The organism is Pontibacter brevis (assembly GCF_054779655.1).
Genome location: NZ_BAAGXV010000089.1, coordinates 70,294 through 93,610, shown reverse-complemented (window position 1 = coordinate 93,610; position 23,317 = coordinate 70,294). Strand labels below are relative to the sequence as shown.

Annotated in this window: 23 protein-coding genes, 1 pseudogene and 1 riboswitch; of the genes and pseudogenes, 11 read left to right on the top strand and 13 right to left on the bottom strand. The window is 49.7% G+C overall.

From position 1 onward, the window contains the following. The first annotated feature begins 21 nt into the window (after window positions 1–21). Window positions 22–555: a GNAT family N-acetyltransferase gene (locus ACYVB1_RS20545; protein ID WP_460925685.1), complete on the top strand. Its 534-nt coding sequence runs from the start codon at window positions 22–24 to the stop codon at window positions 553–555. A gap of 382 nt (window positions 556–937) precedes the next feature. Next, complete coding sequence (locus tag ACYVB1_RS20540; protein ID WP_460925684.1) at window positions 938–1,858, top strand: SMP-30/gluconolactonase/LRE family protein; 921 nt, start codon at window positions 938–940, stop codon at window positions 1,856–1,858. Window positions 1,859–1,935: 77 nt separating this feature from the next. On the opposite strand, the gene ACYVB1_RS20535 is transcribed toward ACYVB1_RS20540, so the two are convergent. Then, window positions 1,936–4,140 carry a B12-binding domain-containing radical SAM protein gene (locus tag ACYVB1_RS20535; protein WP_460925683.1) on the bottom strand — a complete coding sequence of 735 codons (2,205 nt, stop codon included), beginning with the start codon at window positions 4,138–4,140 and terminating at the stop codon, window positions 1,936–1,938. A 329-nt stretch (window positions 4,141–4,469) separates the two neighbouring features. Here ACYVB1_RS20535 and ACYVB1_RS20530 point away from each other — a divergent pair, with 329 nt between their 5' ends. After that, on the top strand, window positions 4,470–4,985 hold the full coding sequence (locus ACYVB1_RS20530; RefSeq protein WP_460925682.1) for a hypothetical protein: 516 nt from the start codon (window positions 4,470–4,472) through the stop codon (window positions 4,983–4,985). Window positions 4,986–5,079: 94 nt separating this feature from the next. On the opposite strand, the gene ACYVB1_RS20525 is transcribed toward ACYVB1_RS20530, so the two are convergent. Both ACYVB1_RS20525 and ACYVB1_RS20520 read right to left on the bottom strand, forming a co-directional pair. Continuing rightward, window positions 5,080–5,307 (bottom strand): DUF2798 domain-containing protein, encoded by a 228-nt coding sequence (locus tag ACYVB1_RS20525; RefSeq protein WP_460925681.1) that lies wholly within the window; start codon window positions 5,305–5,307, stop codon window positions 5,080–5,082. Window positions 5,308–5,358: 51 nt separating this feature from the next. Further along, the gene (locus tag ACYVB1_RS20520) at window positions 5,359–5,535 is read right to left on the bottom strand and encodes a hypothetical protein (protein WP_460925680.1); all 177 of its coding nucleotides are present in this window, start codon (window positions 5,533–5,535) and stop codon (window positions 5,359–5,361) included. Window positions 5,536–5,690: 155 nt separating this feature from the next. On the opposite strand from ACYVB1_RS20520, the gene ACYVB1_RS20515 reads away from it, so the two are divergent. Further along, complete coding sequence (locus tag ACYVB1_RS20515; RefSeq protein ID WP_460925679.1) at window positions 5,691–6,002, top strand: hypothetical protein; 312 nt, start codon at window positions 5,691–5,693, stop codon at window positions 6,000–6,002. A 77-nt stretch (window positions 6,003–6,079) separates the two neighbouring features. On the opposite strand, the gene ACYVB1_RS20510 is transcribed toward ACYVB1_RS20515, so the two are convergent. Both ACYVB1_RS20510 and ACYVB1_RS20505 read right to left on the bottom strand, forming a co-directional pair. Further along, complete coding sequence (locus tag ACYVB1_RS20510; protein ID WP_460925678.1) at window positions 6,080–7,153, bottom strand: DUF5074 domain-containing protein; 1,074 nt, start codon at window positions 7,151–7,153, stop codon at window positions 6,080–6,082. Window positions 7,154–7,191: 38 nt separating this feature from the next. After that, the gene (locus ACYVB1_RS20505; RefSeq protein WP_460925677.1) at window positions 7,192–9,078 is read right to left on the bottom strand and encodes a TonB-dependent receptor plug domain-containing protein; all 1,887 of its coding nucleotides are present in this window, start codon (window positions 9,076–9,078) and stop codon (window positions 7,192–7,194) included. 137 nt (window positions 9,079–9,215) lie between these two features. Continuing rightward, window positions 9,216–9,422, bottom strand: a riboswitch (cobalamin riboswitch). A 136-nt stretch (window positions 9,423–9,558) separates the two neighbouring features. Here ACYVB1_RS20505 and ACYVB1_RS20500 point away from each other — a divergent pair. Further along, window positions 9,559–10,158 (top strand): DNA-3-methyladenine glycosylase, encoded by a 600-nt coding sequence (locus ACYVB1_RS20500; RefSeq protein ID WP_460925676.1) that lies wholly within the window; start codon window positions 9,559–9,561, stop codon window positions 10,156–10,158. 116 nt (window positions 10,159–10,274) lie between these two features. On the opposite strand, the gene ACYVB1_RS20495 is transcribed toward ACYVB1_RS20500, so the two are convergent. From ACYVB1_RS20495 to ACYVB1_RS20480, 4 genes are all read right to left on the bottom strand, one after another. Beyond that, a complete protein-coding gene (locus ACYVB1_RS20495) occupies window positions 10,275–10,445 on the bottom strand; it encodes a hypothetical protein (RefSeq protein WP_460925675.1) in 171 nt (56 codons plus the stop codon). 45 nt (window positions 10,446–10,490) lie between these two features. Next, window positions 10,491–10,730 carry a hypothetical protein gene (locus ACYVB1_RS20490; RefSeq protein WP_460925674.1) on the bottom strand — a complete coding sequence of 80 codons (240 nt, stop codon included), beginning with the start codon at window positions 10,728–10,730 and terminating at the stop codon, window positions 10,491–10,493. Window positions 10,731–10,872: 142 nt separating this feature from the next. Further along, complete coding sequence (locus ACYVB1_RS20485; protein WP_460925673.1) at window positions 10,873–11,055, bottom strand: hypothetical protein; 183 nt, start codon at window positions 11,053–11,055, stop codon at window positions 10,873–10,875. Window positions 11,056–11,153: 98 nt separating this feature from the next. Next, window positions 11,154–12,389 (bottom strand): THUMP-like domain-containing protein, encoded by a 1,236-nt coding sequence (locus ACYVB1_RS20480; RefSeq protein WP_460925672.1) that lies wholly within the window; start codon window positions 12,387–12,389, stop codon window positions 11,154–11,156. 132 nt (window positions 12,390–12,521) lie between these two features. Between ACYVB1_RS20480 and ACYVB1_RS20475 the strand changes: the two are divergent. Both ACYVB1_RS20475 and ahcY read left to right on the top strand, forming a co-directional pair. Continuing rightward, a pseudogene (locus ACYVB1_RS20475) lies at window positions 12,522–13,211 on the top strand (DUF4397 domain-containing protein). 153 nt (window positions 13,212–13,364) lie between these two features. After that, window positions 13,365–14,672, top strand: coding sequence for an adenosylhomocysteinase (gene ahcY, locus ACYVB1_RS20470; RefSeq protein ID WP_460925671.1), 1,308 nt, complete (start codon window positions 13,365–13,367; stop codon window positions 14,670–14,672). Window positions 14,673–15,015: 343 nt separating this feature from the next. Here the strand turns inward: ahcY and ACYVB1_RS20465 are convergent, their stop codons facing one another. The 4 genes from ACYVB1_RS20465 to ACYVB1_RS20450 form a co-directional block, all read right to left on the bottom strand. Further along, window positions 15,016–15,753, bottom strand: a complete 738-nt coding sequence (locus ACYVB1_RS20465; protein ID WP_460925670.1) for a LytR/AlgR family response regulator transcription factor — start codon at window positions 15,751–15,753, stop codon at window positions 15,016–15,018. A gap of 30 nt (window positions 15,754–15,783) precedes the next feature. After that, window positions 15,784–18,765, bottom strand: coding sequence for a two-component regulator propeller domain-containing protein (locus ACYVB1_RS20460; RefSeq protein WP_460925759.1), 2,982 nt, complete (start codon window positions 18,763–18,765; stop codon window positions 15,784–15,786). Window positions 18,766–18,893: 128 nt separating this feature from the next. Continuing rightward, entirely contained in the window at window positions 18,894–19,994 is a 1,101-nt protein-coding gene (locus tag ACYVB1_RS20455) for a glycosyltransferase family 4 protein (protein ID WP_460925669.1), read from the bottom strand. Window positions 19,995–19,996: 2 nt separating this feature from the next. Continuing rightward, window positions 19,997–20,761 carry a glycosyltransferase family 2 protein gene (locus ACYVB1_RS20450; protein WP_460925668.1) on the bottom strand — a complete coding sequence of 255 codons (765 nt, stop codon included), beginning with the start codon at window positions 20,759–20,761 and terminating at the stop codon, window positions 19,997–19,999. Between the two features lie 329 nt (window positions 20,762–21,090). Between ACYVB1_RS20450 and ACYVB1_RS20445 the strand changes: the two genes are divergently transcribed. Genes ACYVB1_RS20445 through nadD form a run of 4 tightly spaced genes read left to right on the top strand, consistent with a single transcriptional unit; the run spans window position 21,091 to window position 23,150 of the window. Continuing rightward, complete coding sequence (locus ACYVB1_RS20445; RefSeq protein ID WP_377485035.1) at window positions 21,091–21,693, top strand: sigma-70 family RNA polymerase sigma factor; 603 nt, start codon at window positions 21,091–21,093, stop codon at window positions 21,691–21,693. 14 nt (window positions 21,694–21,707) lie between these two features. After that, entirely contained in the window at window positions 21,708–21,989 is a 282-nt protein-coding gene (locus ACYVB1_RS20440; RefSeq protein ID WP_460925667.1) for a zf-HC2 domain-containing protein, read from the top strand. Between the two features lie 7 nt (window positions 21,990–21,996). After that, window positions 21,997–22,581 (top strand): guanylate kinase, encoded by a 585-nt coding sequence (gene gmk, locus ACYVB1_RS20435; protein WP_460925666.1) that lies wholly within the window; start codon window positions 21,997–21,999, stop codon window positions 22,579–22,581. Next, on the top strand, window positions 22,578–23,150 hold the full coding sequence (gene nadD, locus ACYVB1_RS20430) for a nicotinate (nicotinamide) nucleotide adenylyltransferase (protein WP_460925665.1): 573 nt from the start codon (window positions 22,578–22,580) through the stop codon (window positions 23,148–23,150). The genes gmk and nadD overlap by 4 nt, the downstream gene beginning before the upstream one ends. Window positions 23,151–23,317: the final 167 nt, after the last annotated feature.

Here is a 23,317-nt window from a genome sequence, read left to right as displayed (position 1 = left end):
TTCACGGCAAATACCAAGCACATGCCTTATCCTGATTCAAATGATTTTACTTTTCGTGCCGGTACTCCCGAAGATGCCTCCTTGCTGGCTGATTTAGGCTGGCGCACGTTTGAAGAAACCTTTGCCGCCTACAACAAGCCCGAAGACATGGCTGCTTTCCGGCCTACCATGTACAGCCCTGAGCTGCAGGCTGCCGAATTAGCCGATCCCGAAACCGCATTTATTCTTGTAGAAGTGGCGGGGGAGGCCATAGCTTACTTGAAACTAAACAGCAGTCCGGCACCAGCAGCCATACAGGCAGTTCGCCCGCTTCAGATTAACCGCCTCTATATCACCAGCGCCTGGACAGGCCGTGGCCTGGGTGACCAACTCATGCAGCTGAGCATAGCAAAAGCCCGTCAGCAAAACCACGATGTGGTGTGGCTAACCGTGTGGGAGCATAACGAACGTGCCAAACGGTTCTATCAAAAGTACGGCTTCCGGGAAGTAGGCGAACTGGAGTTTGTGCTCGGGCAGGACGTGCAACGCGATTTATACATGCAACGGGAGGTTTAGCTTCCATGCAGGCAAGGCAGCGGTTGTATGTCAGGTATTTGCCTAAGTTTCTTATATTGTATTTAGCTTATCTGTTTCTAAGTTTTATCTCGCAGACGATGTTAGCAGAATGGCAAAGAAACCCTATACATAGTGCCCATAGCCGTATGTACAAGTATATCCACAAGTTGGCCCTTTTAGAAAATTTCAAGAAGTATAAGTTCAGATGATTCGTACATTATCAAATCCTGTATCTTCTTACTTCCGATGATAGGCAAAGCGCTGAAAGGAAGAAGACCTACATATTAAATGTGCAACATGGTTCAGCCGTAACCCTTGCTATTGCTGGACTTCTCATACACATCGCCGTTACAGTAAAAACTATCTCAAACTTCTATCCAATATGAAACAACACAACATCATAACAACATGCTTAAGCGCAGCACTTATCCTGTTTCTGCCTGCATTGCTTTCAGCACAAATCACGGACAAAGCCTCTATTGTGGTAAAGGGAGCGCAAGTGGAGAAGCTGGGGGAAGGGTACTCCTTTACCGAGGGACCGGCAGCAGACACGGAGGGCAATGTTTATTTCACAGATCAGCCTAATGATAAAATTATCCGCTGGTCAGCGGGTACGGGTGAACTGAGCGTTTTCTCAGATAAAACCGGGCGCTCCAACGGGCTGTACTTCGACGAAAAGAGTAACCTGATTGCCGCTGCAGATGAGAAGAACCAATTGTGGTCTTTTGACAAGGCAGGAAACCCAACCGTGCTGGTTGAGGACTTTGAAGGGAAGTTACTCAACGGGCCAAACGACATCTGGATTGCACCTGATGGCGGCATGTATATTACGGACCCGCTGTACAAGCGGGATTATTGGACCCGGGACCCGCAAATGCAGCAGGATGGCCAGCACCTGTATTACCTGAGCCCTGACAGGACCCGCATGCGTAGGGTGGATGAAAGCCTGAAGCAGCCAAACGGCATTATAGGTACCCCGGACGGGAAGAAGCTGTATGTAGCTGATATAGGAGCAGGCAAAACCTATGTGTACGACATCATGAAAGATGGTACACTTACAAACAAGACCCTCTTTGCGCCCATGGGTTCCGATGGCATGACCATCGACAACAAAGGGAACATTTACCTCACCGGAAAAGGCGTCACCGTATTCAGCAAAGAGGGCGAACAGATTGCCCACATTCCCATTGATGAAAACTGGACGGCCAACGTAACTTTCGGCGGTAAAGACCGCAAAACATTATTTATAACAGCGATGGATTCTGTTTATGGGGTAAAAATGAAAGTAAAGGGGGTGAAGTAGCTTCATTCCCTTTACCTCTCATCTTCAAGTAAATTATTCGGAATACTACATACCGCACCTGCTCTGCTGCGCGAATGCTATAAGAGCAGCAGTCCTTTTTCACGTAGTTCAAACCAGCTGGGGGAGCTCAGGAACTCGGCAAAGCTGAGGTGTGCGTCTGCCGGGAAGCTTTCCTCCAGTTGCTTTAGGAGTACTGCTTCTGTATTATCAGTGCCAACCTTCTGGAGCACGTCAAACACCCACTGGCCGATGCTGGCGGTTGTCTTCACCTGGAAATCCTCTCCCTTTTCATAGAAGGTCAATACACAGCGCTCTATGGTCTGGCCTTTTTTAGCCATCATGGTAAATTCTATTTCCGGCTGGTTGCCCAGCCACAGTACGCGGGCGTTACGGCGCTCGGCGTCAGGCTTCGGAGGCTGCTGAATCGCTTTGTAAATAACATCAGGGCGGAGCTTTACACGTGGAACTTTAAAATCGAACCAGAAGGAAAGCGGCTGCTCCAGGCCAATGCCGTGCATGTAGTTATAAATGGCTTTCGCCAGCCCCGGCCCGAACAGCTCGTGGTCAGTGCCGGTTGGGTCGTCGTGCCAGAGGTCGTTTTTTGCAAAAGGGCCTTCCTCCGGACCTACTTTCACCACGCCATACTTCTCCGGGTTCTTCCCCACGGGGCTGTGCGCCGTCATGCTAAAGCGGTGCCAGTAGCCGGATTGAATGACGTTATTAACAAACAACTGCCGCACCACCTCCAGTGAATCGATGGTTTCCTGGGCAGTTTGCGTCGGGAAGCCATACATGAGGTAGGCGTGCACCATAATGCCTGCCTGCGTGAAAGCATCTGTTACACGGGCCACCTGGTCAATGCTCACCCCTTTTTCCATCAGCGCCAGTAACCTGTCAGAAGCCACTTCCAGGCCACCTGACACGGCAATACAGCCGGAGGCAGCAAGCAGGCGGCAGAGGTCCGGCGTGAAAGTTTTCTCAAAGCGAATATTTCCCCACCACGATATTTTCACGCCCCGCCGGATCAGCTCAATGGCCATGTCGCGGAGTGGGGCAGGAGGGGCTGCCTCGTCTACAAAGTGGAAGCCGGTTTGCCCGGTCTGGGCAATAATCTGCTCTATGCGGTCTACCAGCAGGGTAGCCGGGGCCACTTCATAACGGTTAATGTAATCGAGGGTAATATCGCAGAAGGAGCAGCGCTTCCAGTAGCAGCCATGGGCAATCGTCAGTTTATTCCAGCGGCCGTCGCTCCAGAGGCGGTGCATCGGGTTAATCACGTCTATCACCGAAAGGTAGTCCTGCAGGCGCAGGTCGCTGTAATCAGGGGTGCCTACTTCTGTGTGTGGCACGTTCGGGTCGGTGCAGCTGTTCATGTACTGCACCTCGCCCTCCTGTAGCAGGAACGTGCGCTGCAGCTGGTCCTGCGGGCGCTGCCTCTGCAGGTGCTCCAGCAGTTTCAGCCATGGGCCTTCCCCGTCATCCAGCGTCACAAAGTCAATGTACTGAAAGAGGCGGGGCTCCCGCAGGCTGCGCAGCTCCGTGTTGGGGTAGCCGCCCCCCATAGACGTTTTAATGTGCGGGTACTTCTGCTTAATATATTGTGCCATCCGCAGGCCGCCGTACAGGTTGCCGGGGAAAGGAATAGAAAAGCCCACTATATCAGGTTGCACCACCTGTAGCCGCTCTTCCAGAAGGGCCAGTAGTATCTCATCTACCAGGTTCGGAGTTTCCTGAAGCGCCTCCTCCAGCGGATCAAAATGCGTTGCCGACATGGCCAGGCTATCAGCGTAGCGGCTGAAGGCAAAATAGGGGCACACGGTTTCCTTTATCAGGTCGCCGAGGTCCTCTAAGTACAGGGTAGCCAGGTAACGTGCCCTGTCCGTAATGCCCATGCTGCCGAAAGCCCAGTCAATATCCTCTACCTGGTCGAAGCGCGATGCCTCCGGTAAAAAGCGACTGAAGGAAATCTGTTGAGCTAGTGTGTTATCCTTGTTCTGCAAAAAGCGGATAACAGGTTCTATTGTCTGTAAATATTCACGCTTGAGGCGCAGCATCCGCAGGCTGTTATCAGAAAGTTCATAGTCGCCTCCCTCTATGGCTCCAAATATCTGTTGCAGCCCCTTTCGTGTGAACATCCGTAACACAAGCTCAATGCCCATATCAGCCTGCGTCACCTGGTACCCGCGGCCGTTTAGAAAGCCCTTTAAATAGGCTGTGGCAGGATAAGGGGTGTTCAGTTGCGTAAGCGGTGGGGTAATGAGCAGGATGGATGGCTTCTCCAAAATAAATTCAGCTTTATAATTTAAAGGCGGTATGTAATTTCAATGGCAAAACTACACATAAAAGTGCAAATCTGTGTGCTTGCTGCTTACCTCCAACAGCCAGTATTACGGGCTGGTTCAACATGTGTAAAATATGTAAAGGGATAGCATAATAAATCTAATATATACTTATTTAAATATATATTATAAAAACTTTTATATTATAGAAAATAGTTTATATTTGTTGTAGCCAAACAAATGGTATAATAGTCATATTGTTGCACTACCCTGATACACCTTATAGAGAACACATATATACCCTTGATATGTACTCCTGGAAAAACTTACAGATGATAATAACAGTTGTCCTGCTGGGCCTGGCAGCTGCCTGTTCACTTTTTAAACAGGAAATAGAGGTGCAGCAAAAATTCGAGCTGCGCATCGATCAGCCTGTTGAAGGTGCCTTGCAGTTTTCTGTGCAGAAGGATGTGGACACTAATACAGCGGAAGTAAGAAGATATGCCAATGATATGGACAGCTTTGTGATCAGGAAGCTAACTTATAAGGTAAAAGACTTTGTTGGAAGCGAAGAGCCTTTTGTTTCCGGAACAATTGAATTCGCTCCTACCGGCAGCAGTGAGTTTACTGTGCTCAGCGCCATTACTGGTTTACACCTGAAGGAAATGGCGGAACACGACCAGGAAAGCACCATTATTTTGCCTGAAAGCGCAGTAGAAGAAAAACTGACGCAGCTTTTAAAGCAGGGTGCGCCTGTTACTTTCCGCCTGAACGCCATTGCGAATAACAGCCCCCTGGCTGCCACCCTGCTGGTAAGTATCGACGCCCTGATGACGGTAGATATGTAGGCAGCTCTGCCAAAGCCCTGTATTTTAAAACACAAAAGCCTGCGGATGTTATCTGCAGGCTTTTTTCTTACCGTGTATTGCTGTTGCTTCCTGACTACCACTTTGCTACCCTGTTCACAAGGGTATCTACAGCAGGCACAATCGCCAGCTTTGCGGCCGATATCATCACAAAAAACACAAAGAAACTGCGCAGCCACCTGAAGATAAAATCGGAGGTGAAACCAAAGACATAAATCTCTAAGGCTGAAGCCAAAAGAAGGCTGACAGCGGCTATTATAATTAGCTGCCGTTTAAGCTGCGGTGTCAGGAGCTGTTTTCTCATAAACTATTTATTAACTGCGCAATTTACAGCACCAGGTACCACAATCGGAAATCAGGAGTGACCTTTTTGGGCCTCTTCCTCCTCTTTCTGTGGACCACTTTTAGCCGCACCCTGTTCTGTGCCGGGTTGTGGAGGCGGCGTTTGCTTGTCCTGTCTTACCTTTTCTACATCCGACGAGTCATCCTTCGTTGTTTCCTGCATAGGGGCATTCTGCTTGTTCTCTTTCATATCTTTATTTTTGGTTAACTATACAAGGTGTACGGTGCCCGTGCCCCGGCGGTGTCGGGTTTTTAACAATAAGGTGGTTTCAGACGTACATGAAAGGGCCGGCTGTTCGTAAAACAACCGGATTTTAATTTATTAACCGGAAATCAACGAACTATATGAATACGAAAAAGATAAAAACAACCATACTCTCTTTAGCCGTAACTGCCATCACCACTTTCAGCCTGGCCGCCTGTGATACAGGTACAAACCCGGGTGAGACAAACGTGGAGCGCAGTGACGTACGAAAGGAAGGGGCAATGATAGGGGACGAAAATGAAGGTGTTTCCCGTTATGACACCGCACATGCTGATATGGAGCGCCATTATGACCATGCCGACCATGAAAACCACGGAGACAATAAGACGGGGGCCGTGCATGCCGGTGATGGGAAAGGCAGTGGCGTAGAACGAGACGAGGTGGATCAGTAAAAATCATAGTTTATAAACCAGCAGCGCCTGCTCCCGAAAAGGGGCAGGCGCTGCTGGTTTATGAGGTCAGATAAGGGCTAGTTAAAGACAAAGCCGTTCGGGGCAATGCCTGCCCGAAACTCACCTACTTTTGTGCCGTCCGGTCTGTAGATATATACTGTTCCATCGCCGGTAAAACCGTTTGGATCACCGCCATAGATATAACCGTTATCCGGATCTACGCCCAAGCCATAAAAGCTGCGGTCTATGATAGGGGTAGTGGGAAGGCTGGTAGCGGTGATGCTCTGCTCAAAGGTGCCGCCATCGTAAGTAAAATACAACCTGTCTCCGCTGTCATTGATAGCCAGGTTTCCCGGCTGGCTCTGGTTGCTGCCGAAAGTATAGGTCTGTACGTCTTGCGTGCCTGCCGTAATCATGCTTAGTGCGCCAGCTGTTGTCTGCGAGTAATCTATAGCTGTCCAGTCCGGGGTATAGGAAACTTTACCAGCACTCAGAACCCAGATGTTGTTGTTGCGGTCTAGAGCAAGGCTTTTTGGTACATCTGAAACAGGAATCGTACTCTCTACCGCGTCAGTAGCCGTGTTGATAACAATAACAGTGTTGCTGCCGCTGTTGGCTACGTAAAGCTTGTCGCCTGCTATCAGGAGTTGCTCTGGCTGTATGCCCACCTCAATTGTGTTAGTAACAGTGTAGGTGCTCAGGTCGATAACTGATACACGGCCAGTCGAACCGCTGTAATCCACGGTTTCCGTAACGTAGCCCTTCTGGTTGTTAAGTGCTTCGAAGTAGCGGGGCAACTGCAGGCCTTCTATCACGCCAACTGACTTAAAAGTACTGGCGTTCACCACCTCAATCTTATTGCTGTTGTTCGCCACAATAAACGCCCGCTCACCCTGGATATCCATATCCTGAATGACATCACCTAGCAGCTGTCCGTTGTTTTCTTTGGCGAAAATACCGTTTTGTACTTGCTGTGAATTGGTATTATAGTAGGAGACAGAGCCATTTGACTGTGTAAAGTTGCCTTCGTTGGTCACAAATACACCATCCTCTGCATATGCTCCGCTTGGGCCATCGCTGTCGTTATCGCAACTGGTAAAGGCAAAGGTGCTGGTAAGTAAAGACGCAGCTACAATTAGACTGCGAAACATGTTGAACTTTCTCATTTGAATCATTTAGAATATATAGTTTAAGGAATAATAAAGCGTAAGCTAAAGGTGTACCCCCTGGGCGGCATGGCCCGGGAAATCATCGTCTGGTACGCTGCATTGGTTACATTATCAGCGCGAAGCGTCAGGATAAGGGTATTCTGGTGGAGCTGCAGTTTTTTACTCAGAGCCAGTTGCAGCAGCAGAAAATCGTCTAAGCTGGTTGTTTCGGAGTTGCTGGTGTAGCGCAGGCCGGTGTAATTCAGATTGCCCAGCACAGACCAGCCGCGGTGATTTGCCTCTGTAGCAAAGATGGCTTTGTGCAGCGGCACGTACATCAGCTGTTTACCCTTGTCGCCCCTGCCTTCATACACTGCTACCTGCTTGGAGGAGGTGTAGGTATAGCCGGCGGTGCTACTCAGCTTTATGTCGCCAAGGGTAGCAGTAGCGGTACTGCTGAGTTCCAGGCCTTGGGAGCGCACTTTCTGCAGGTTAGTCGGACGCCAGTTTCCGGTGTAATCCGGTGCCCACTGTATCCAGTCGTCAATCAGCATGTGGTAAAAGGTGGCCTCTGTTTCCAGCAGCAGGGAGTTACCCAGCACCAGCAAGTGACGCAGGCCACCTTCATAGTTCCAGCCCTGCTCCGGCTTCAGGTCAGGGTTTCCAGCGCCAATCCAGAAGCGGTCGTTTAGGGTGGGCACACGGTAACTGCCGGAGGCATTGCCTTTCAGTGAAAGCTGGTGCCTGTTGTTATTATAGAACTTCCAGTTAAAGCCAAGAGCAGGTGTTGGAAGCGGGTTATAGTTCTCTACAAAGGCTTGCCGGAAATTGAGTGTTAAAGCAAGCGGGGCAACTGGGTTATAGCGGAAAAGCGCGAAGACAGAGGCTCTGTTCTCGTCCTGCTGCCCGGTATAGCCAGTGTTCTCAGCCACAAAGTGCTGCAGGTTTACGCCTCCGCGGAGGCTCCAGTTCTGGCCCTGCGTAAACGTTTGTTCCGCCTGTAACTGGTATGTCTTTACATCGGCCACCGAACTAATGGAGATGTCGGTGTAGTGCAGGTAATCTTTAAAATAAGCAGCTTTTATGTCGGTCTGTCCCCAGCGGCCGTTGTGCTCCAGTGCAGCCATCAGGCGCAGGTTGCGGTCCAGTTGTTTTGCATCGTTATAAGCTGCTCCCATGGCCGGCTGCAGCTCCCGGTTGGCATACGTGTACCAGGTGTGCAGTGCTACCTTGGTTTTGGAGGACAGGTGATAGGTGAGATCCTGTGTAAGGCCACGGAGTTGCTGGGCTGCGTGCTCCTGTGTCACTTCCGGTGTTCCTGAAAGGGACAGGTCTCTGTAGGTAAAATTATTTTCTGCCACCCGCAGGTAAGCACTGGCGCCTACCAATAGCTTTGCGTTGCTGTAACGGAGGCTACCACTGCTGAAGTAGCGGCCGAAGCTCCCTGCCTCCTGTTGCAAATCAACTCCAAAGCCCTTGCCTTTATATTCAGGAGAATTCAGCAGCACCGCTCCGCCAATGGCACCGCTGCCATAGGTAGCTGCAGCAGAACCATACTGTACTGTTACTTCTCCAACGCCACTAACAGGCAAAGTAGAGAAGTCAGATTGGCCTAAGGTAGCAGGGGCAATGTTCAGGCCGTTCCAGAGCACAGCCGTCTGAGAGGCATTGGTACCCCGGAAAGCAACGGATGAAAGCCCGCTTACGCCATAGGTTTTAAAGTAAATAGGTGTGCGGGCTTGTAATGCGTCGGCCAGGGAGCTGGAGGCGTAGGTGCTGAGGTAGCTGCTGTCTACGGTGCTCACGCGGCTGCCAGCGGCATACACTTCGGCGGGCTTACCGAAGACCTCAACCGTACGCAGCTTGTGAGCCGCAGAATCCTGTTGCGCCAAAGCAGGCATAGCCAAACCCAATGAGCAGACAGCCAAAGTTAAACAAATACGGAAAGAAAATAATACCACGTACCCGGTTGCTTAAATCCCGAAGCATGCGATAAGGTAAAAGAAGCAGAAACAGCAAGCGCGCTTAGCGAAGGCCGTGCAGCTTTTTACCCGAAAGCATACGACAAATCAGTGTCGGACTGGCAGGTCTCCTGGCTCTCTTCAGTTAGCCCGCCTTCCCATGCGGCAGTTGCCGCACAGTGGCCGTTGGTATAGGCTAACTCTCTTTATGAAGATAACAGTTGCGGGAACAGCACAGGTTTTGCACCTGTTTCCCTTTTAAGGCTTTTACCACGGCAGTAGTAAGAGCCACCAATCTGACCGCAAAGATACGCGATAAATATGAATTCTGGTTAAGAATCTAAAATTGAGACGAAGGCGCTGTTCCAAAAGCCTAGGTCCCACGCCTGAACTCCCTGGCCATAGTGCCGTACCAACAAATCATAAAATAAACAACAAGCAACGAACTTGAAGCTACCGAAGGAATTTTATACCCGCCCGCATGTAGTAGAACTGGCGCAGGAGTTGGTTGGCAAGTACCTGTACACGAACATAGACGGCATCCTGGCTGGCGGGATGATTGTGGAGACAGAGGCTTATGCCGGGGAAAACGACCGTGCCTGCCACGCCCATCTCAACCGCCGGACCCAACGAACAGAAATCATGTACCACGAAGGCGGTGTGGCTTATGTATACCTGGTGTACGGCATCTACTACCTGTTCAACATCATCACTAACCAAAAAGATAAAGCCGATGCAGTGCTGGTGCGGGCTATTGAGCCGGAGGTAGGAGTGGAGGAAATGCTGCTGCGCCGTAACATGGCAGCTATAAAGCCTAACCTGACTGCCGGGCCGGGCGTGCTGAGCATGGCGATGGGAATTGACAAAAAACTTTACGGCGCCGACCTGACCGGCGACACTGTCTGGTTGGAAGATAAAGGTATTCAACCTCCTCCAGAAAGCATTTCCGCTGGCCCGCGCATTGGTATTGACTACGCGGGAGAAGATGCCAGCCTGCCCTGGCGGTTCTGGCTAAAGGAAAACAAGTGGGTGAGTAAAAAGCGGTAATTTAAATGACAGCAGGTACAGCAGCCGTGCTACCTGGCCAATAAACAGAAATGCCCATAAAAAAGCAGCCACAACATATCTGCTGTGGCTGCTTGCTATATATCTGAAACAGTTATTTACTTCTGCTTTTTTTGTTCACTATTCTGCTCCTGGTCAGTACGACCCTGTGGGGTTTGGTTCAGGGAGCCTTTTTTCCCTACAGCATCGTTTTCAAGGCTGTTTGAAATGTCCTTGTTCTTGCCTGCCTGTTCTGATTGGTTTTTCTGATTTTCTTTATCTGTGCTCATAGTTCTCGTGTTAAAAGTTTATTTAAAATGTTTTTGCAGTTAATTCTATTTACTCTCATCCTCATTGCCAGCGGGGTCACTTTGCCAGTTACCACCTTGCGACGGCCTGTTAGGGTTTTGAGTGCGGGAGCTTGTTTCGCCCATACCACCGGTACCGTTGTGCGATCCCTGGCTTGTTACTTTAGGTGCAGGCTCGGCTCCACCTCTTTCTCCATCTTCAAAAGATTTTTGGGGGTTACTGCTGAAACCTTGCTGTTCGTGCTTCTTATCTTTATTTTCTTCCATTTGTTTCATAGGTTTAATTGAGAATTGTATACAGCGGTTATAACATATGTTACCACTTCTGTATTATACTACGGATGCCTGCTGTGCTTGTTTAGGTGCTCCTGTTTCGATGCCGGGTTATACTTTTTTTTCGCCGTTATTTTTATGGCTTTGGCTGCCCTGGCATGACCCGCAGAGTCGCCGTGCCAGCCACGTCCCTTTCCTTTAGGCACACTTGTGCCGCTTCGCTGCCCTGTACTGAGCCGGGCTTCATGGTGCGCGATGTGTTTTCTACATCCTGCTCCATGCGGTTAGGCCGTTCAGACTTTTTCTTCTCTTCTTTCATAGCTGCTGTTGTTTTGGTAGAACATATGGCGCTTTAAGAAGTGCTTATTAATTAATTTACGAGACGAAACAGCGCTTGTTAGTAAGGGCAGGCGCTGGCTATGCTTTCTGGCAGATAAGGACGACAGGCTTCTGGTGCATGTCGGTTGTAAAGAAGAGGTAAGTGTGGCCACCTTCCCTGATACCGGTTTTGCGGCGTATGTCAGCTACTGACTCCGGAAAGTTCCGGACCGTGATGTTGGCCTGCTTCCCCGGCAGCTGGCGCAGGAGCTCTTTTTTGTTGTAGCGGCTAACTCCCAGGCACCGGAAACTCCGGCCCGGAAAATCAGGCAAAAGGGTAGGAGAGGTATAGAGGTGGCTGTTGGGGTGCAGCTTGCCTAAGAGGAGGTGCTGGCTCAGGTAGCGGTAAGCACCGGCTTTCAGAATGGCAGCGTTCGGTTCATATACAAAGTCTGCCGGATCTGCATAAGTAACCTGCGCTGCCTCCTCGCTTGCTTTTGTAAAAGCCAGCTGCTGTGCTTCTCCACTCGTCAACAGGTTTACAGCGGTTCTTTCTGCCTGGTTTGGTTGGAGTGCGTCCTGTTCCAGTAAGTACAGCACTTCCTTCACTTCGTTCTGCACAGCCACCACCCATACCTTTGTTACATGCTGCAGCTGCTCCATGGCAAGGTCAATGTCCAGCATGGGGGATGCCTTCAGCATAACTGCTTTTGCTTTGGAAAGCAGCAGGGGGAGCAGGTGCAGCACATCGGGTGCGCAATCCTGCAGCTGGTGCAGTTTCTCATTAGTACCACCCCGTCGGGCAGGGTCCAGGTAAATGATATCGGCTTTGCCCTCAAAATCCTTTAGAAAATCTTCTGCAGTGGTATTGATGCTTTGGATATTCTGCGCCTGCAGTAACTGGAAGTTGTGCTGTGCAATTTGTTGAAGCTCTGTGTTTTGTTCCACGTGGACCACTTTGTCAAAGCGCCTGGCAAAGTAGAAGCTATCCACTCCGAATCCTCCTGTCAGGTCAACTAAAAATGCCCCACTTACCAGAAAAGCCTTAAACTGTGCGGCTGTTTCCGAGGAACTCTGCTCCACCGACACCGCCACCGGAAACACCACCTCCGGGTGCTGTACCCATACAGGTAGCTTCTGCGCTGCCTTCTGGCGGGACTGAATCTGCTGCACCAGCTCCTGCACAGGCAAGTGCGAATAGCGGCTTGCCTGCAGCATGATTGTGGCCGCCTCCTGGTGCTGGTGCTCCTGAATAAACTGCCTTTCCTGCTGGCTAAAGGTGCGCATACCTGGTGTTTGGTTGTGAATTAATGGGTCCGGGTGTTCTTCATGCAAAGGTACAATTATTTAGGGAGAGGCTATGGTAGGTATATTTGTTTAATGTTTTTAAATGTTTATTAAACAAAGAAGACCTGCTCATGTTAAAACTGTATTCTTAATCATTTTACAAACCAAAAACTTACTGCTATGAAAAATTGGATGAAACTACTCATGCTGGTTATACTACCTGCTTTTGCCTTTACGAGCTGCGATGAAGAGGAGGATGATGTGGTGCTGAACGATGCCAACGTGATGGTGGTGCATGCATCGCCGGATGCTGCCCCTGGTGTAGATTTACTTGTAAATAATACCAAAGTCAACAATGCTGCGCTTACTTTCCCTAACAATACAGGATACTTGAATATCCCTGCAGGCACACAGAATATCAAGGTGAATGCTGCTGGTACTTCTACTACTGTCATAGAAGCTGACCTGGACCTTGAGCCAGGGTAGAGCTATTCTGTTTTTGCCATCAATACGCTCTCTGATATAGAGCCATTGGTGCTGGAAGACGATTTAACAGAACCCGCAGCAAACAATGCCCATGTGCGTTTTGTGCACTTGTCACCGGATGCGCCTGCAGTGGATGTAGCAGTGCAGGGAGGAGACGTGCTGTTCAGCAACAGAAGCCTCAGGTCTGTCACTGATTTTGCACCCGTACCGGCCGGAACGTATACGCTGGAAGTTCGCCCGGCAGGCTCAACAACTGCAGTACTTACCATTCCGGATGTAACGCTAAGTGATAATGACATCTACACCATTTTCGCACGGGGTTTCCTGAGCCCGCCAGCGGGGAACAGCAACACCCTGGGTGCTCAGGTAATCATGAACAACTAAGAAAGCGTTGACCAATTGCTTTCCGGGACCTGCTTTAGTGGCAGGTCCTTTTCTTTTAAGGCTACCCTGCCTAAAGGGCTATATACTAACTAATGTTGGCGTTGCGCAACAATTTGCGTATTTTTGTGTTTGAATACTGAAAATCGAATAGCAATGATAGATACACACCTCAAGTACAAAGTAAAGGATATATCGCTGGCTGACTGGGGCCGCAAAGAGATAAGACTGGCGGAAGCTGAAATGCCTGGTTTGATGGCCATCCGTGAAGAATATGGCCAAAGCAAGCCACTGGCTGGCGCCCGTATTGCGGGCTGTCTGCACATGACTATTCAGACTGCTGTTCTGATAGAGACGCTGGTAGAGCTGGGTGCTGAGGTAACCTGGTCTTCCTGTAACATTTTCTCTACGCAGGACCATGCTGCCGCTGCGATAGCCGCTGCCGGTATATCTGTGTATGCCTGGAAAGGCATGACAGCCGAGGAGTTTGACTGGTGCATTGAGCAAACTTTGTTTTTCGGTGAAGACCGCAAGCCACTGAATATGATTCTGGACGATGGCGGTGACCTGACCAATATGGTGCTGGATAATTATCCTGAACTTGCTGCTGGTATCAAAGGTCTGTCTGAAGAAACGACTACAGGTGTACACCGCCTGTACGAGCGTATGAAGAACGGTACTCTATTGATGCCTGCCATCAACGTAAACGACTCTGTAACCAAGTCTAAGTTTGATAACAAGTACGGCTGTAAAGAATCCTTGGTGGATGCCATCCGCCGCGCAACAGACGTAATGATGGCTGGTAAAGTAGCTGTAGTGGCTGGTTATGGTGACGTCGGAAAAGGTTCTGCTGCCTCACTTAGAGGTGCCGGTGCCCGTGTGATTGTTACAGAGATTGACCCTATCTGCGCGTTGCAGGCTGCTATGGACGGCTTCGCTGTCAAGAAGATGGAGAATGCTATCAAAGAGGCTGATATTGTGGTAACTGCAACAGGTAACAAAGATATTATCCGTGAGGCGGAGTTCCGTGCGCTGAAGGACAAAGCAATTGTTTGTAACATTGGCCACTTCGACAACGAGATTGATATGGCTTGGCTGAACAAAAACTATGGCCATACCAAAGATGTTATCAAGCCGCAGGTTGACCTTTACAACATTGAAGGCAAGGATGTGATTGTGCTTGCAGAAGGCCGTCTTGTAAACCTTGGTTGCGCCACCGGTCACCCATCGTTCGTTATGTCGAACTCTTTCTCCAACCAGACACTGGCACAGATTGAGCTATGGACAAATACCGAGGCTTACGAAAACAAAGTATATACACTGCCAAAGCAGCTGGATGAGAAGGTTGCCCGCTTGCACTTAGGTAAAATTGGTGCCGAACTCGATGAACTTCGTCCGGAGCAGGCACGTTATATTGGTGTAGAGGTAGAAGGTCCGTTTAAACCGGAGTACTACAGATACTAATAGTAAAGAAAGTAGATAGATGATAAAAGGCCGGTGCAGCAATGCATCGGCCTTTCATTTTTTCTGAGTCTGTTTGATGATGTGCAAAGCCAGTTTAATCATTTTTGTTCCGGCGGGACGTTCTGTGTTGATAGCCCAGTGGCCAATAAATCACTATAGCTCCGTAGGAGCGGCCTGTAAACAAATTCTAGACAGGCCGCTCCTACGGAGCTATAGTGGTTTCAATATTTTCTATCGACAGGTCGCCCCGCCGGGGCTTTAAGATCCTCTGTTGATTTCAGAAGCTCCCAAATGATGTTTGCTTCACTAACCTATGTTAGAAGAACCTAGTGTAAGTGTCTTGTCATATAATGTTGAACCGTGACATTAGCGTTTTCTTGTAGGACTTTCCGATAGGCACATCGCCTTTGCCAAATACCACCGAGTTTTCTTCAAGAGCCTCAATTTTATCGAGGTTGGCAATGTAGGAGCGGTGCACCCGCACAAAGTTTTGCGAAGGCAGCTTCTGCTCCATATCCTTCAGGGTTGAGCTAACGAGGTACTTCTGGTCTGCCGTTACAATAAACGAATAGTTGTCATAGGCTTCCACCCACAGAATATCGCTATAGTGTACCTTGATGATACGGTGCTTTACCTTTACGAAGATGTAATCGGCGGCTACCTCCTGCTCTTTGTGGTTCAGGTTTGCCCCATTTACTTCCTTATGGCTGTTGTCATGCTTGTAGAGCGCAATTTCAATAGCTGAACGCAGGCTCTTTTCGTCAAAGGGCTTTACTAAGAATCCATCGGGCTCCGTTTTCTTGGCTCTGTCTACCGTGGCATGGTCAGCATAGGCAGTAAGGTATATAAAAGGGATATTAAATTCTTCCTTGATGCGGGAGCCTATATCTACGCCGTCGGCACCTCCACGCAGATTAATATCCAGCAGCACGAGGTCCGGCTGGGTCTCGCGTATCATGTCAATCGTGTCTTCTCCAGAGTCTATTGCACACGTCTCGTAACCTAATTCCTCAAGGCTGGCTGCAATATCCTCCGCAATGATGACCTCGTCTTCTGAAATTAGAATTTTGGGTTTTGTCATATCATTAGGTTCTTACGTGAAAAAAGCAAATTATGGTGCCAAAACAAAATATAATATAGATTCAGTGCCATTTTTGTTTGAGAATTTAATATTTCCCTCCAGCTTTCTGCTAAGCGATGTAACCAACTTCAGACCGAACGAGGGACTTAACAGCGGATCAAAGCCTTCGGGCATACCACGGCCGTTGTCACGCACAATTAAGGTATACTGTACCTCGTCATGTTTTATCAGCTCGATTCGCAGCCAGCCGTGCCGCCCATCCGGAAAGGCATATTTTAACGTATTGGAAACAAGTTCGTTTACGATTAACCCCAACGTAATAGCCGAATCAATGTTTACCTTTATCTGCGGCATTTCTATAGAAAGGGCTATGCGCTTGGTACTCACCCCATAAGCAGCGTATAGGCTTTCACATATTTCCTCAAAATACTCCTCCAGGTCTATACGGTCTAAGTCAGAGTGCTGGTAAAGGCGCTCATGCAGAATAGACATAGAGCGCACGCGGCTCCGGATAGCCTGCATTACATCCACTGCCTGTGGGTCCTGCACATGGCGTGCCTGCAGGTTCAGCATACTGATGACAATCTGCAGGTTGTTTTTTACCCGGTGGTGAATTTCCTGCAGCAGCATTTCCTTCTCGCGGTTTTTGCGCTCGAGCAAACGGGTGCGGTGGTGTACGCGCATTTCCAGCAGCGAGTTCATTTGTACCAGGCTACGCTCGCGCAGCCGCACAATACTCAGCACTGTTACAGCAAACACTAGCAGCAACACGCCTATAAACCATTCGCGCCGCCAGATAGGAGGCACAATAGAAAAGGTGTAGGTAACAGGTTCCGCTGCCCAGATGCCATCGTTATTGCGGGCCAGCAATTCAAATGTATAGGTGCCCGGCGAGAGGTTGGCATAGGTCGTAAAGGATTGCTCCGCGGGTGGCGACCACTGGTCATCGAAGCCTACCAGGCGGTATTTATACCTAACCTGCTCCGGGCCTGACAGGCAGATGGCATGGAAGTCAAAGGAGAGGTAGTTCTGGGTATGCGGAAGCCGAAGGTTTTCTGGCAGGCCGGTGGCGCTGTCGGTTGTATAGCCGAGCGCCTGCCAGTCAGTGGGCTTTGAATAAAGCATCACGTCTGTCAGCATCGCCTTTGGGTACTCGGTGTTGCGGCGGTCCAGGGCAGGTAGGTATTGCGTGAGGCCCTTGGTGGTACCAAACCAAATGGTACCATCAGGAGACTGTGCCATCGCATTTTCGCAGACTTCCAATCCCCTGAACCCATTCTGGCTGGCATAGCTTCTGTAGCTCAGTTTGCCATTTTGCCGCAACTGCGGCAGGCTCATTTTTAATATATCGCGGCTTGTGGCCACCCAGAGGTTGTCGCTTTTATCAACAAACAGGCTTTTGATAGCTTCATTGGGCAAACCCTCTTTGGATGTAAAAAGCCTCGTGCCTTTTTCGTGCAGCATCAGGATGCCCTGGTTGAAGCCCGCAAAGTATAAATTGCCCTGGCTGTCTTCCGCAATAGAGCCTACTTCTGTTAAAGGTGCATTTTTCAGTTCGGGCGGCGACACAAGCCTTCCGTCCTTGAGGTTGTAAATGCCATCCTGTGTGCCTGCCCAGATCCTGTTTTTGCTGTCGCGGAAAATATAGTTTGCCCTGGTCTCAGTGCCGTGCGGGTTCGGTACAGGTAGAAAGATGCCATCCCTGAAAAGCGCCAAGCCGGTGGCTGTTGCAAACAACATGCTGCCTGCAGTATCAGCGGTGCCCTGGAAAACTTCTAAGGAGGGCAGGCCATGGGCGGTGGTGTACTGATAGGCAGTGTCGGGCCGGATAAGCCACACGCCATTACTGCTGCAGACCCATGTTTCCTGGCTGCTTTTCGGGTAAATGCAATAGATGGTTGTGCCCTTGGGCCACGGCAGGCCGGAACGCCAGTCAGGCCTTAACTTATACATGCTAGCCATTTCTCCCTCATCAGTGCCCAGCCACATGCGGCCACTGCTATCGCGGGCAAGGGCCGTGATCCGGGGCTCTGACATACTATCAAAATCAAAGAAGTGCACAAACCAAGGCGACTTGTACTGCTGTAAACCATATCCGTTCGTGCCAATCCAGAGCGTACCTTCTGTGTCGCTTGCGAGGGCCGTGATACGGGGGGTGCGGAGGCCGTTGCGGCGGGTAATATGAATGAAGGTGTTGTCTTTGTACCGGAGCAGTCCGTTGCGGAGCAATCCTATCCACAGGTTTCCCTGTTTATCATGAGAGAAGCTGGTAACTGTAGGGGTAGAAACGGTGGCAGGTAAGGATGGACTGGCCAGATTGTTGTTCCTGACCCGGGCAACTCCTTTGTCTGTTCCAATCCAAACGGAACCGTTTTTGGCTATGGTCAGTGCAGTCACGTTGTTACCCGGTAACCTGCTGTTGTCTGAGGTGAAATGGCTCAGCTGGCCGTTGCTTACCTTGTAAAGCCCGACCTCCCTGGTGCCTGCCCATAAGGTGCCATCTTTGGCGTGGCTAAGGGAGGTGTAAGTTTGCTCCGGCAGCGTACTGAATTTCTGAAGCTGATTACCGGAGCGATAGTAAACACCTTTGTCTGTTGCCAGCCAGAGGCGGCCAAGGGAATCTTCCGAAATGTCATTTACCTGGCTTGCCTGTAGCCCTTGCGCTTTGCTGACAGTTTTAAAGCGGGAGCCATTATATACCATTAAACCCGCATCAGAGGTTGCAATCCAAAGCTGTTGCCGCCTGTCCTGGTAAAGCTTTGTAATGTTGTGGCTGCTAAGCCCGTTTTCTTTGGTGTAGGTCTGGAAGTTAATGCCATCGAAACGGCTCAAGCCCCCGCGTGTAGCTATCCACAAATACCCCTGGTGGTCCTGTGCCAGAGCCGTTATCTGCGACTGTGGCAGACCTTGCTCCAGTGTCCAGCTACGGAAGTTGTACTGCTGTGCCAGCGTGGCACGGACAATCAGGAGCAGGCAAAAAAACAACGTAACAAAAAAGCGGGTGCAATACATCAGGGACACGTGTCATTTACCCCCTGTTGTGGCTACAGCAGGTGGGTGCGCCTTCCAGAGGGTTTAAGGTATATTTTTGCTTACGGATGTGCAGGCAAAAAGTGAACGCTTAAAATAGTTTTAAAGTTTTAGCGAAGCTGTAAAACTTCTTTGTAAACAGCTAGTGTCTTCAAGGCAGTCTGCTCTCTCGTGAACATAAGCACCCTTTGGGAGGCATTTTGCACCAAGCGTTCACGCAGTTCAGGATTGTACAGCAACTGCTGTACGTTGGCTGCTAGGGCCGGAGCGTCTTTTACGGGAGCCAGAAAACCTGTCTGCCCATGCAGCACAATCTCGGGCGTGCCGCCTGTGCTGGTAGATACCACCGGTACCCGGCAGGCATAAGCGTCTAAAAGCGTACTGCCAAAACCTTCTTTTGTAGTTGTAAATAAAAGGACGTCCAGCTCTGCCAGGATTTCTTTTGCGTTCTTGACAAAGCCCGTGAAAACAACATCGTCCTGTAGCCCCAGCTTTTGGGCATAAGCTTTTATCTCTGCTTCCAGTGGCCCGCTGCCAATAGCAAAGTACTTCGCCTGAACACCCGCTGCCTTCAGGAGCTTGGCAGTATCCAGAAAGGTGAAGTAGTCTTTATGCTTGTCGAGGGCAGAAACATTGCCGATAAGCTGCTGGTTTGCCGGTACGTGGTAGGTGCTGCGAAGGTAATCTGAGCCGGATCTCACATTCTGTAAGGTTTTTCGGAGGTCGATGCCGCTGTACACAGTCACGCACTTGCTACCATCCCTGATGCTGGCAGCCATCTGCCGGCGCACATTATCTGACACGCACAGGATACGCCTGATGCCGCTGTAGTTGTATTTGAACCGTGACAAAGGGTTGCTGCCAATCTCAAACTCCACGCGCCGGCTCAGGATAAGCGCTGCCCGGGCTCCCAGCATGTGGGTCAGCACCCCTAAGGTGTGGGCCAGGCTGGAGTGCAGGTGTATTAATTGTACCTGGTGCTGGTTCACGTAGGCCTTCAGCCTGCTGGCAGCACCCAGAAGCGCCGGTTTGGCAAAGGAAAGGGAGAGGTGCGGAATGTTGTGCTGCCTGCAATAGGCTTCAAAAGCTGATCCCTGCCTGCAGGCCACATAGCTTTCTACCCCATGCTGCTGCAACTCCTCTATCAGGTAGGCAATTTGCTGCTCGCCGCCCCGCCATGCTTTCTCAGAGGCTATATGTAATACGCGCATATCTAATCAAGTGGAATGTTCTGCTCTTCCTGCATGCGCCAGATTTTAAGGTAGCGCATAAAGACGCTGCTGGCAGACAGGTAAGCGATAATAAAACCCACCCGGCCATCCAGCACGCCCAGCTTCAGGAAGTACTGGCGCATAAAGCGTACTCCGGGCTTCAGTGCCAGGTGGAAGAGCGTTACCTTTTTCGTTTTTTTGATTTTGTCCTTTGCCGCCAGCCAACTGTACTGGTTCCACTTGTCGAGGTAATGGGGGAGGCTCCTGTAGGTGTGATGCTCCATCCGGTGGCCTAGCTTACCGGTGCGGCCGGGTACCTGCAACACTTCGTGCACCTGCTTGTCAGAGTAGCGGCACTGTGCTTTATCAAAGAGACGCACCACCCTGTCGTTTTGCCAGCCACTAAAACGCACCCGCTCTCCCATAAAGAAGTTTTTGCGGGAAATCTGGTAAGCAGGCTGCGGTGGGTTTGCCTGCAGCAGTTGCACTATCTCCTGCTGGAGGTCTGCGGGTATGCGCTCATCTGCATCCAGCATCAGTACCCAGGGCTGTGTGGCCTGGTCTATGGCCCAGTTACGCTGGCGGGAGTAATTATCGAATGGGCGCTGGAGAATTTTTACCGGGTACTGCCGGGCTATCTCTAAGGTGCTGTCGGTACTGTAAGAATCCACCAGCAGCACTTCGTCCGCCCACAGCAGCGACTCAATGGCCCCAGCTATAAACTGCTCTTCGTTCTTGCAGATAATGATAGCACTTACTCCTGGCATAATACCCGATTTATATCCTTGAAGCCCCTAAATTACTATAAAGTAAGTCACAATTCAGCATTTGCCCTAAATGAAGCACAGAGGTGCAGGAAAGCTGTGGGCACTGCTATTGGATGCCTGAAGCGCCATTTTACCCCAGCGTATCACTGCACACAGTTTTTTTCTGAAACAAAAAGCAGAAAGGTTACAAGTCCTATTATCAAAAAACTCGTATAGCTAAAACCCCGCCTTGCAACCCTGAGGCGATAACAGGGGTATGTAATTAAAATTTCTATATTTGCGTATAAATACGCGAGAGGGGATTATATTTAAGTACAAAATCCAAGTAGATGAGCGAGCAAACAGGTAAACAACTAAGTAAAGAGGAGAAGGATGCACGGTTCGAGGCCGAACTGCTGCCTGTGCTGGACCCTCTGTACAACTTTGCCTACCGGCTCACCTTAGACGAAGATGATGCTAACGACCTGGTACAGGAGACCTATTTAAAGGCATATCGCTTTTTTGACTATTTCGAACAAGGAACTAATGCAAAAGCGTGGCTGTTCCGAATCCTGAAGAACTCGTTCATTAATGAGTTCCGGAAAAAGAGCAAACAGCCTGCCAAAGTAGACTACAGCGAGGTAGAAGGCTATTATAATTCTGAAGACGTGGAAGGTGAGAGTGGCGTGGCAACCACTACCGACATGCGCACCGAAAGTGTGCAGGATTTGATCGGTGATGAGGTGGCAAGTGCCCTGAACGCCCTGCCTGTCGATTTCAGAACCGTAATCATACTCTGCGACCTGGAAGGGTTCACTTACGAGGAAATGGCTAAGATATTGGATATACCGATTGGTACTGTACGCTCACGATTACATCGTGCCCGGAACTCTTTGAAGGAGAAGTTGGAGAAATACGCCAAAACAATGGGTTATAATAGTAACGAAATTTAAAGAGTTGAGTGAAGATGGAATCGAAATTTACAGAAGTTTACCACAATGCACCGGTAGAGGGCAAAGAGACCGAGTGTGAGAAAGTATCAAAGTTGCTGGATCTCGTTATAGACGGCGAAGCCACGACAGAAGACCAGACCTACTTTAACCACCACATCGAAGACTGCATTACCTGCTTCGAAAGCCATCAGAAACAAAAACTCCTCAAAGGACTCGTTAGCGGTCACCTCAAGCGCGTGATTGTGCCGGAAAGCCTGGCATATTCCATCAAAGCGAAGATTCAAGAAACGTTATAACCCCCTAATGCAAGGTAAGATCATCATCTTTTCGGCGCCGTCCGGTGCCGGCAAAACCACTATTGTAAAGCACCTGCTCAGTATTAACCCGAACCTGAGTTTTTCGATCTCGGCCTGTACCCGCGATAAGCGCGGCCGCTCTGAGGAAAACGGGAAAGACTATTACTTCATCACACCTGAGGAGTTCAAGAAAAAGATTGCGAACGATGAATTCGTGGAATGGGAAGAGGTGTATGAAGGCGCTTTCTATGGCACGCTGAAATCAGAAATAGAACGAATCTGGAAAAGTGGCAAGCATGTGATATTGGATGTGGATGTGAAAGGTGGCTTAAGCATCAAGAACTTTTACAAAGACCGCGCACTGGCTGTTTTTGTAAAGCCCCCTTCAATTGAAGAACTGGCAAACCGCCTGACCGCCCGCAACACCGATTCGGCCTCCAGTATCAGCAGCAGAGTGTTTAAAGCAAAGTTTGAGCTGGGCTTTGAAGATCAGTTTGACAGGGTAATTGTAAATGATAACCTGGAAAAGGCATGCGCTGAAGCAGAAAAACTGGTAAACCAATTCCTGAACGCTGAACCCGCTATTGTATGAAGGTAGGGCTTCTGTTCGGCTCCTTCAACCCCATACACATCGGCCACCTGATACTTGCCAATTTCATGGCCACCAACACTGATTTAGATACGGTGTGGCTGGTAGTGTCGCCTCAGAACCCGTTTAAGCAAAGCAATACCCTGCTGCACGAGTTCGACCGGCTGCAGATGGTGACGCTGGCAATAGAAGATAATCCGAACCTGGGGGTGTCCAACATCGAGTTCAGTATGCCCAAGCCCAGCTATACTATCGATACGCTTACCTATTTGCAGGAAAAGTACCCGAGTTACGAGTTTGTGCTGATTATGGGGGAAGATAACCTGCCGCTGTTTCCTAAATGGAAGAACTCGGACCGCATACTGGAATACCATCGGGTATACGTGTACCCGCGGTCCGGTTCTATAACCACCGAGCTACCCGACATGCCTGGTGTCACTTTTGTGAAAGCGCCTGTTCTTGACATTTCGGCTACATTCATTCGTAAATGCATCAAAGAAGAAAAGAGCATCCGTTACCTGGTGCCAGAAGCGGTGGCAGAATACATAAAGGTGCACAAACTGTACCAGTAGCCTTTACAGGAAGGATAAATCTAAGCTATAAGAATTTATAAGACCCCTGCGGTAAACCTTGCCGCAGGGGTCTTTGTTTTATATCTGTTTGGCAGGTAGTGCTGTGCAGGAAGTGAAGAAAGCTATTTTGCCAGCACAGTTGGCTGCAGCGAAAACAGCAGGTTACC

What these genes read in the sequence shown, in the direction of transcription:
- ACYVB1_RS20545 (WP_460925685.1), top strand. Translation starts at nt 22, where the DNA reads ATGCCTTATCCTGATTCAAATGATTTTACTTTTCGTGCCGGTACTCCC.
- ACYVB1_RS20540 (WP_460925684.1), top strand. Translation starts at nt 938, where the DNA reads ATGAAACAACACAACATCATAACAACATGCTTAAGCGCAGCACTTATC.
- ACYVB1_RS20530 (WP_460925682.1), top strand. Translation starts at nt 4,470, where the DNA reads ATGATAATAACAGTTGTCCTGCTGGGCCTGGCAGCTGCCTGTTCACTT.
- ACYVB1_RS20525 (WP_460925681.1), bottom strand. Translation starts at nt 5,307, where the DNA reads ATGAGAAAACAGCTCCTGACACCGCAGCTTAAACGGCAGCTAATTATA.
- ACYVB1_RS20520 (WP_460925680.1), bottom strand. Translation starts at nt 5,535, where the DNA reads ATGAAAGAGAACAAGCAGAATGCCCCTATGCAGGAAACAACGAAGGAT.
- ACYVB1_RS20515 (WP_460925679.1), top strand. Translation starts at nt 5,691, where the DNA reads ATGAATACGAAAAAGATAAAAACAACCATACTCTCTTTAGCCGTAACT.
- ACYVB1_RS20510 (WP_460925678.1), bottom strand. Translation starts at nt 7,153, where the DNA reads ATGTTTCGCAGTCTAATTGTAGCTGCGTCTTTACTTACCAGCACCTTT.
- ACYVB1_RS20495 (WP_460925675.1), bottom strand. Translation starts at nt 10,445, where the DNA reads ATGAGCACAGATAAAGAAAATCAGAAAAACCAATCAGAACAGGCAGGC.
- ACYVB1_RS20490 (WP_460925674.1), bottom strand. Translation starts at nt 10,730, where the DNA reads ATGGAAGAAAATAAAGATAAGAAGCACGAACAGCAAGGTTTCAGCAGT.
- ACYVB1_RS20485 (WP_460925673.1), bottom strand. Translation starts at nt 11,055, where the DNA reads ATGAAAGAAGAGAAGAAAAAGTCTGAACGGCCTAACCGCATGGAGCAG.
- ahcY (WP_460925671.1), top strand. Translation starts at nt 13,365, where the DNA reads ATGATAGATACACACCTCAAGTACAAAGTAAAGGATATATCGCTGGCT.
- ACYVB1_RS20465 (WP_460925670.1), bottom strand. Translation starts at nt 15,753, where the DNA reads ATGACAAAACCCAAAATTCTAATTTCAGAAGACGAGGTCATCATTGCG.
- ACYVB1_RS20460 (WP_460925759.1), bottom strand. Translation starts at nt 18,765, where the DNA reads ATGTATTGCACCCGCTTTTTTGTTACGTTGTTTTTTTGCCTGCTCCTG.
- ACYVB1_RS20455 (WP_460925669.1), bottom strand. Translation starts at nt 19,994, where the DNA reads ATGCGCGTATTACATATAGCCTCTGAGAAAGCATGGCGGGGCGGCGAG.
- ACYVB1_RS20450 (WP_460925668.1), bottom strand. Translation starts at nt 20,761, where the DNA reads ATGCCAGGAGTAAGTGCTATCATTATCTGCAAGAACGAAGAGCAGTTT.
- ACYVB1_RS20445 (WP_377485035.1), top strand. Translation starts at nt 21,091, where the DNA reads ATGAGCGAGCAAACAGGTAAACAACTAAGTAAAGAGGAGAAGGATGCA.
- ACYVB1_RS20440 (WP_460925667.1), top strand. Translation starts at nt 21,708, where the DNA reads ATGGAATCGAAATTTACAGAAGTTTACCACAATGCACCGGTAGAGGGC.
- gmk (WP_460925666.1), top strand. Translation starts at nt 21,997, where the DNA reads ATGCAAGGTAAGATCATCATCTTTTCGGCGCCGTCCGGTGCCGGCAAA.
- nadD (WP_460925665.1), top strand. Translation starts at nt 22,578, where the DNA reads ATGAAGGTAGGGCTTCTGTTCGGCTCCTTCAACCCCATACACATCGGC.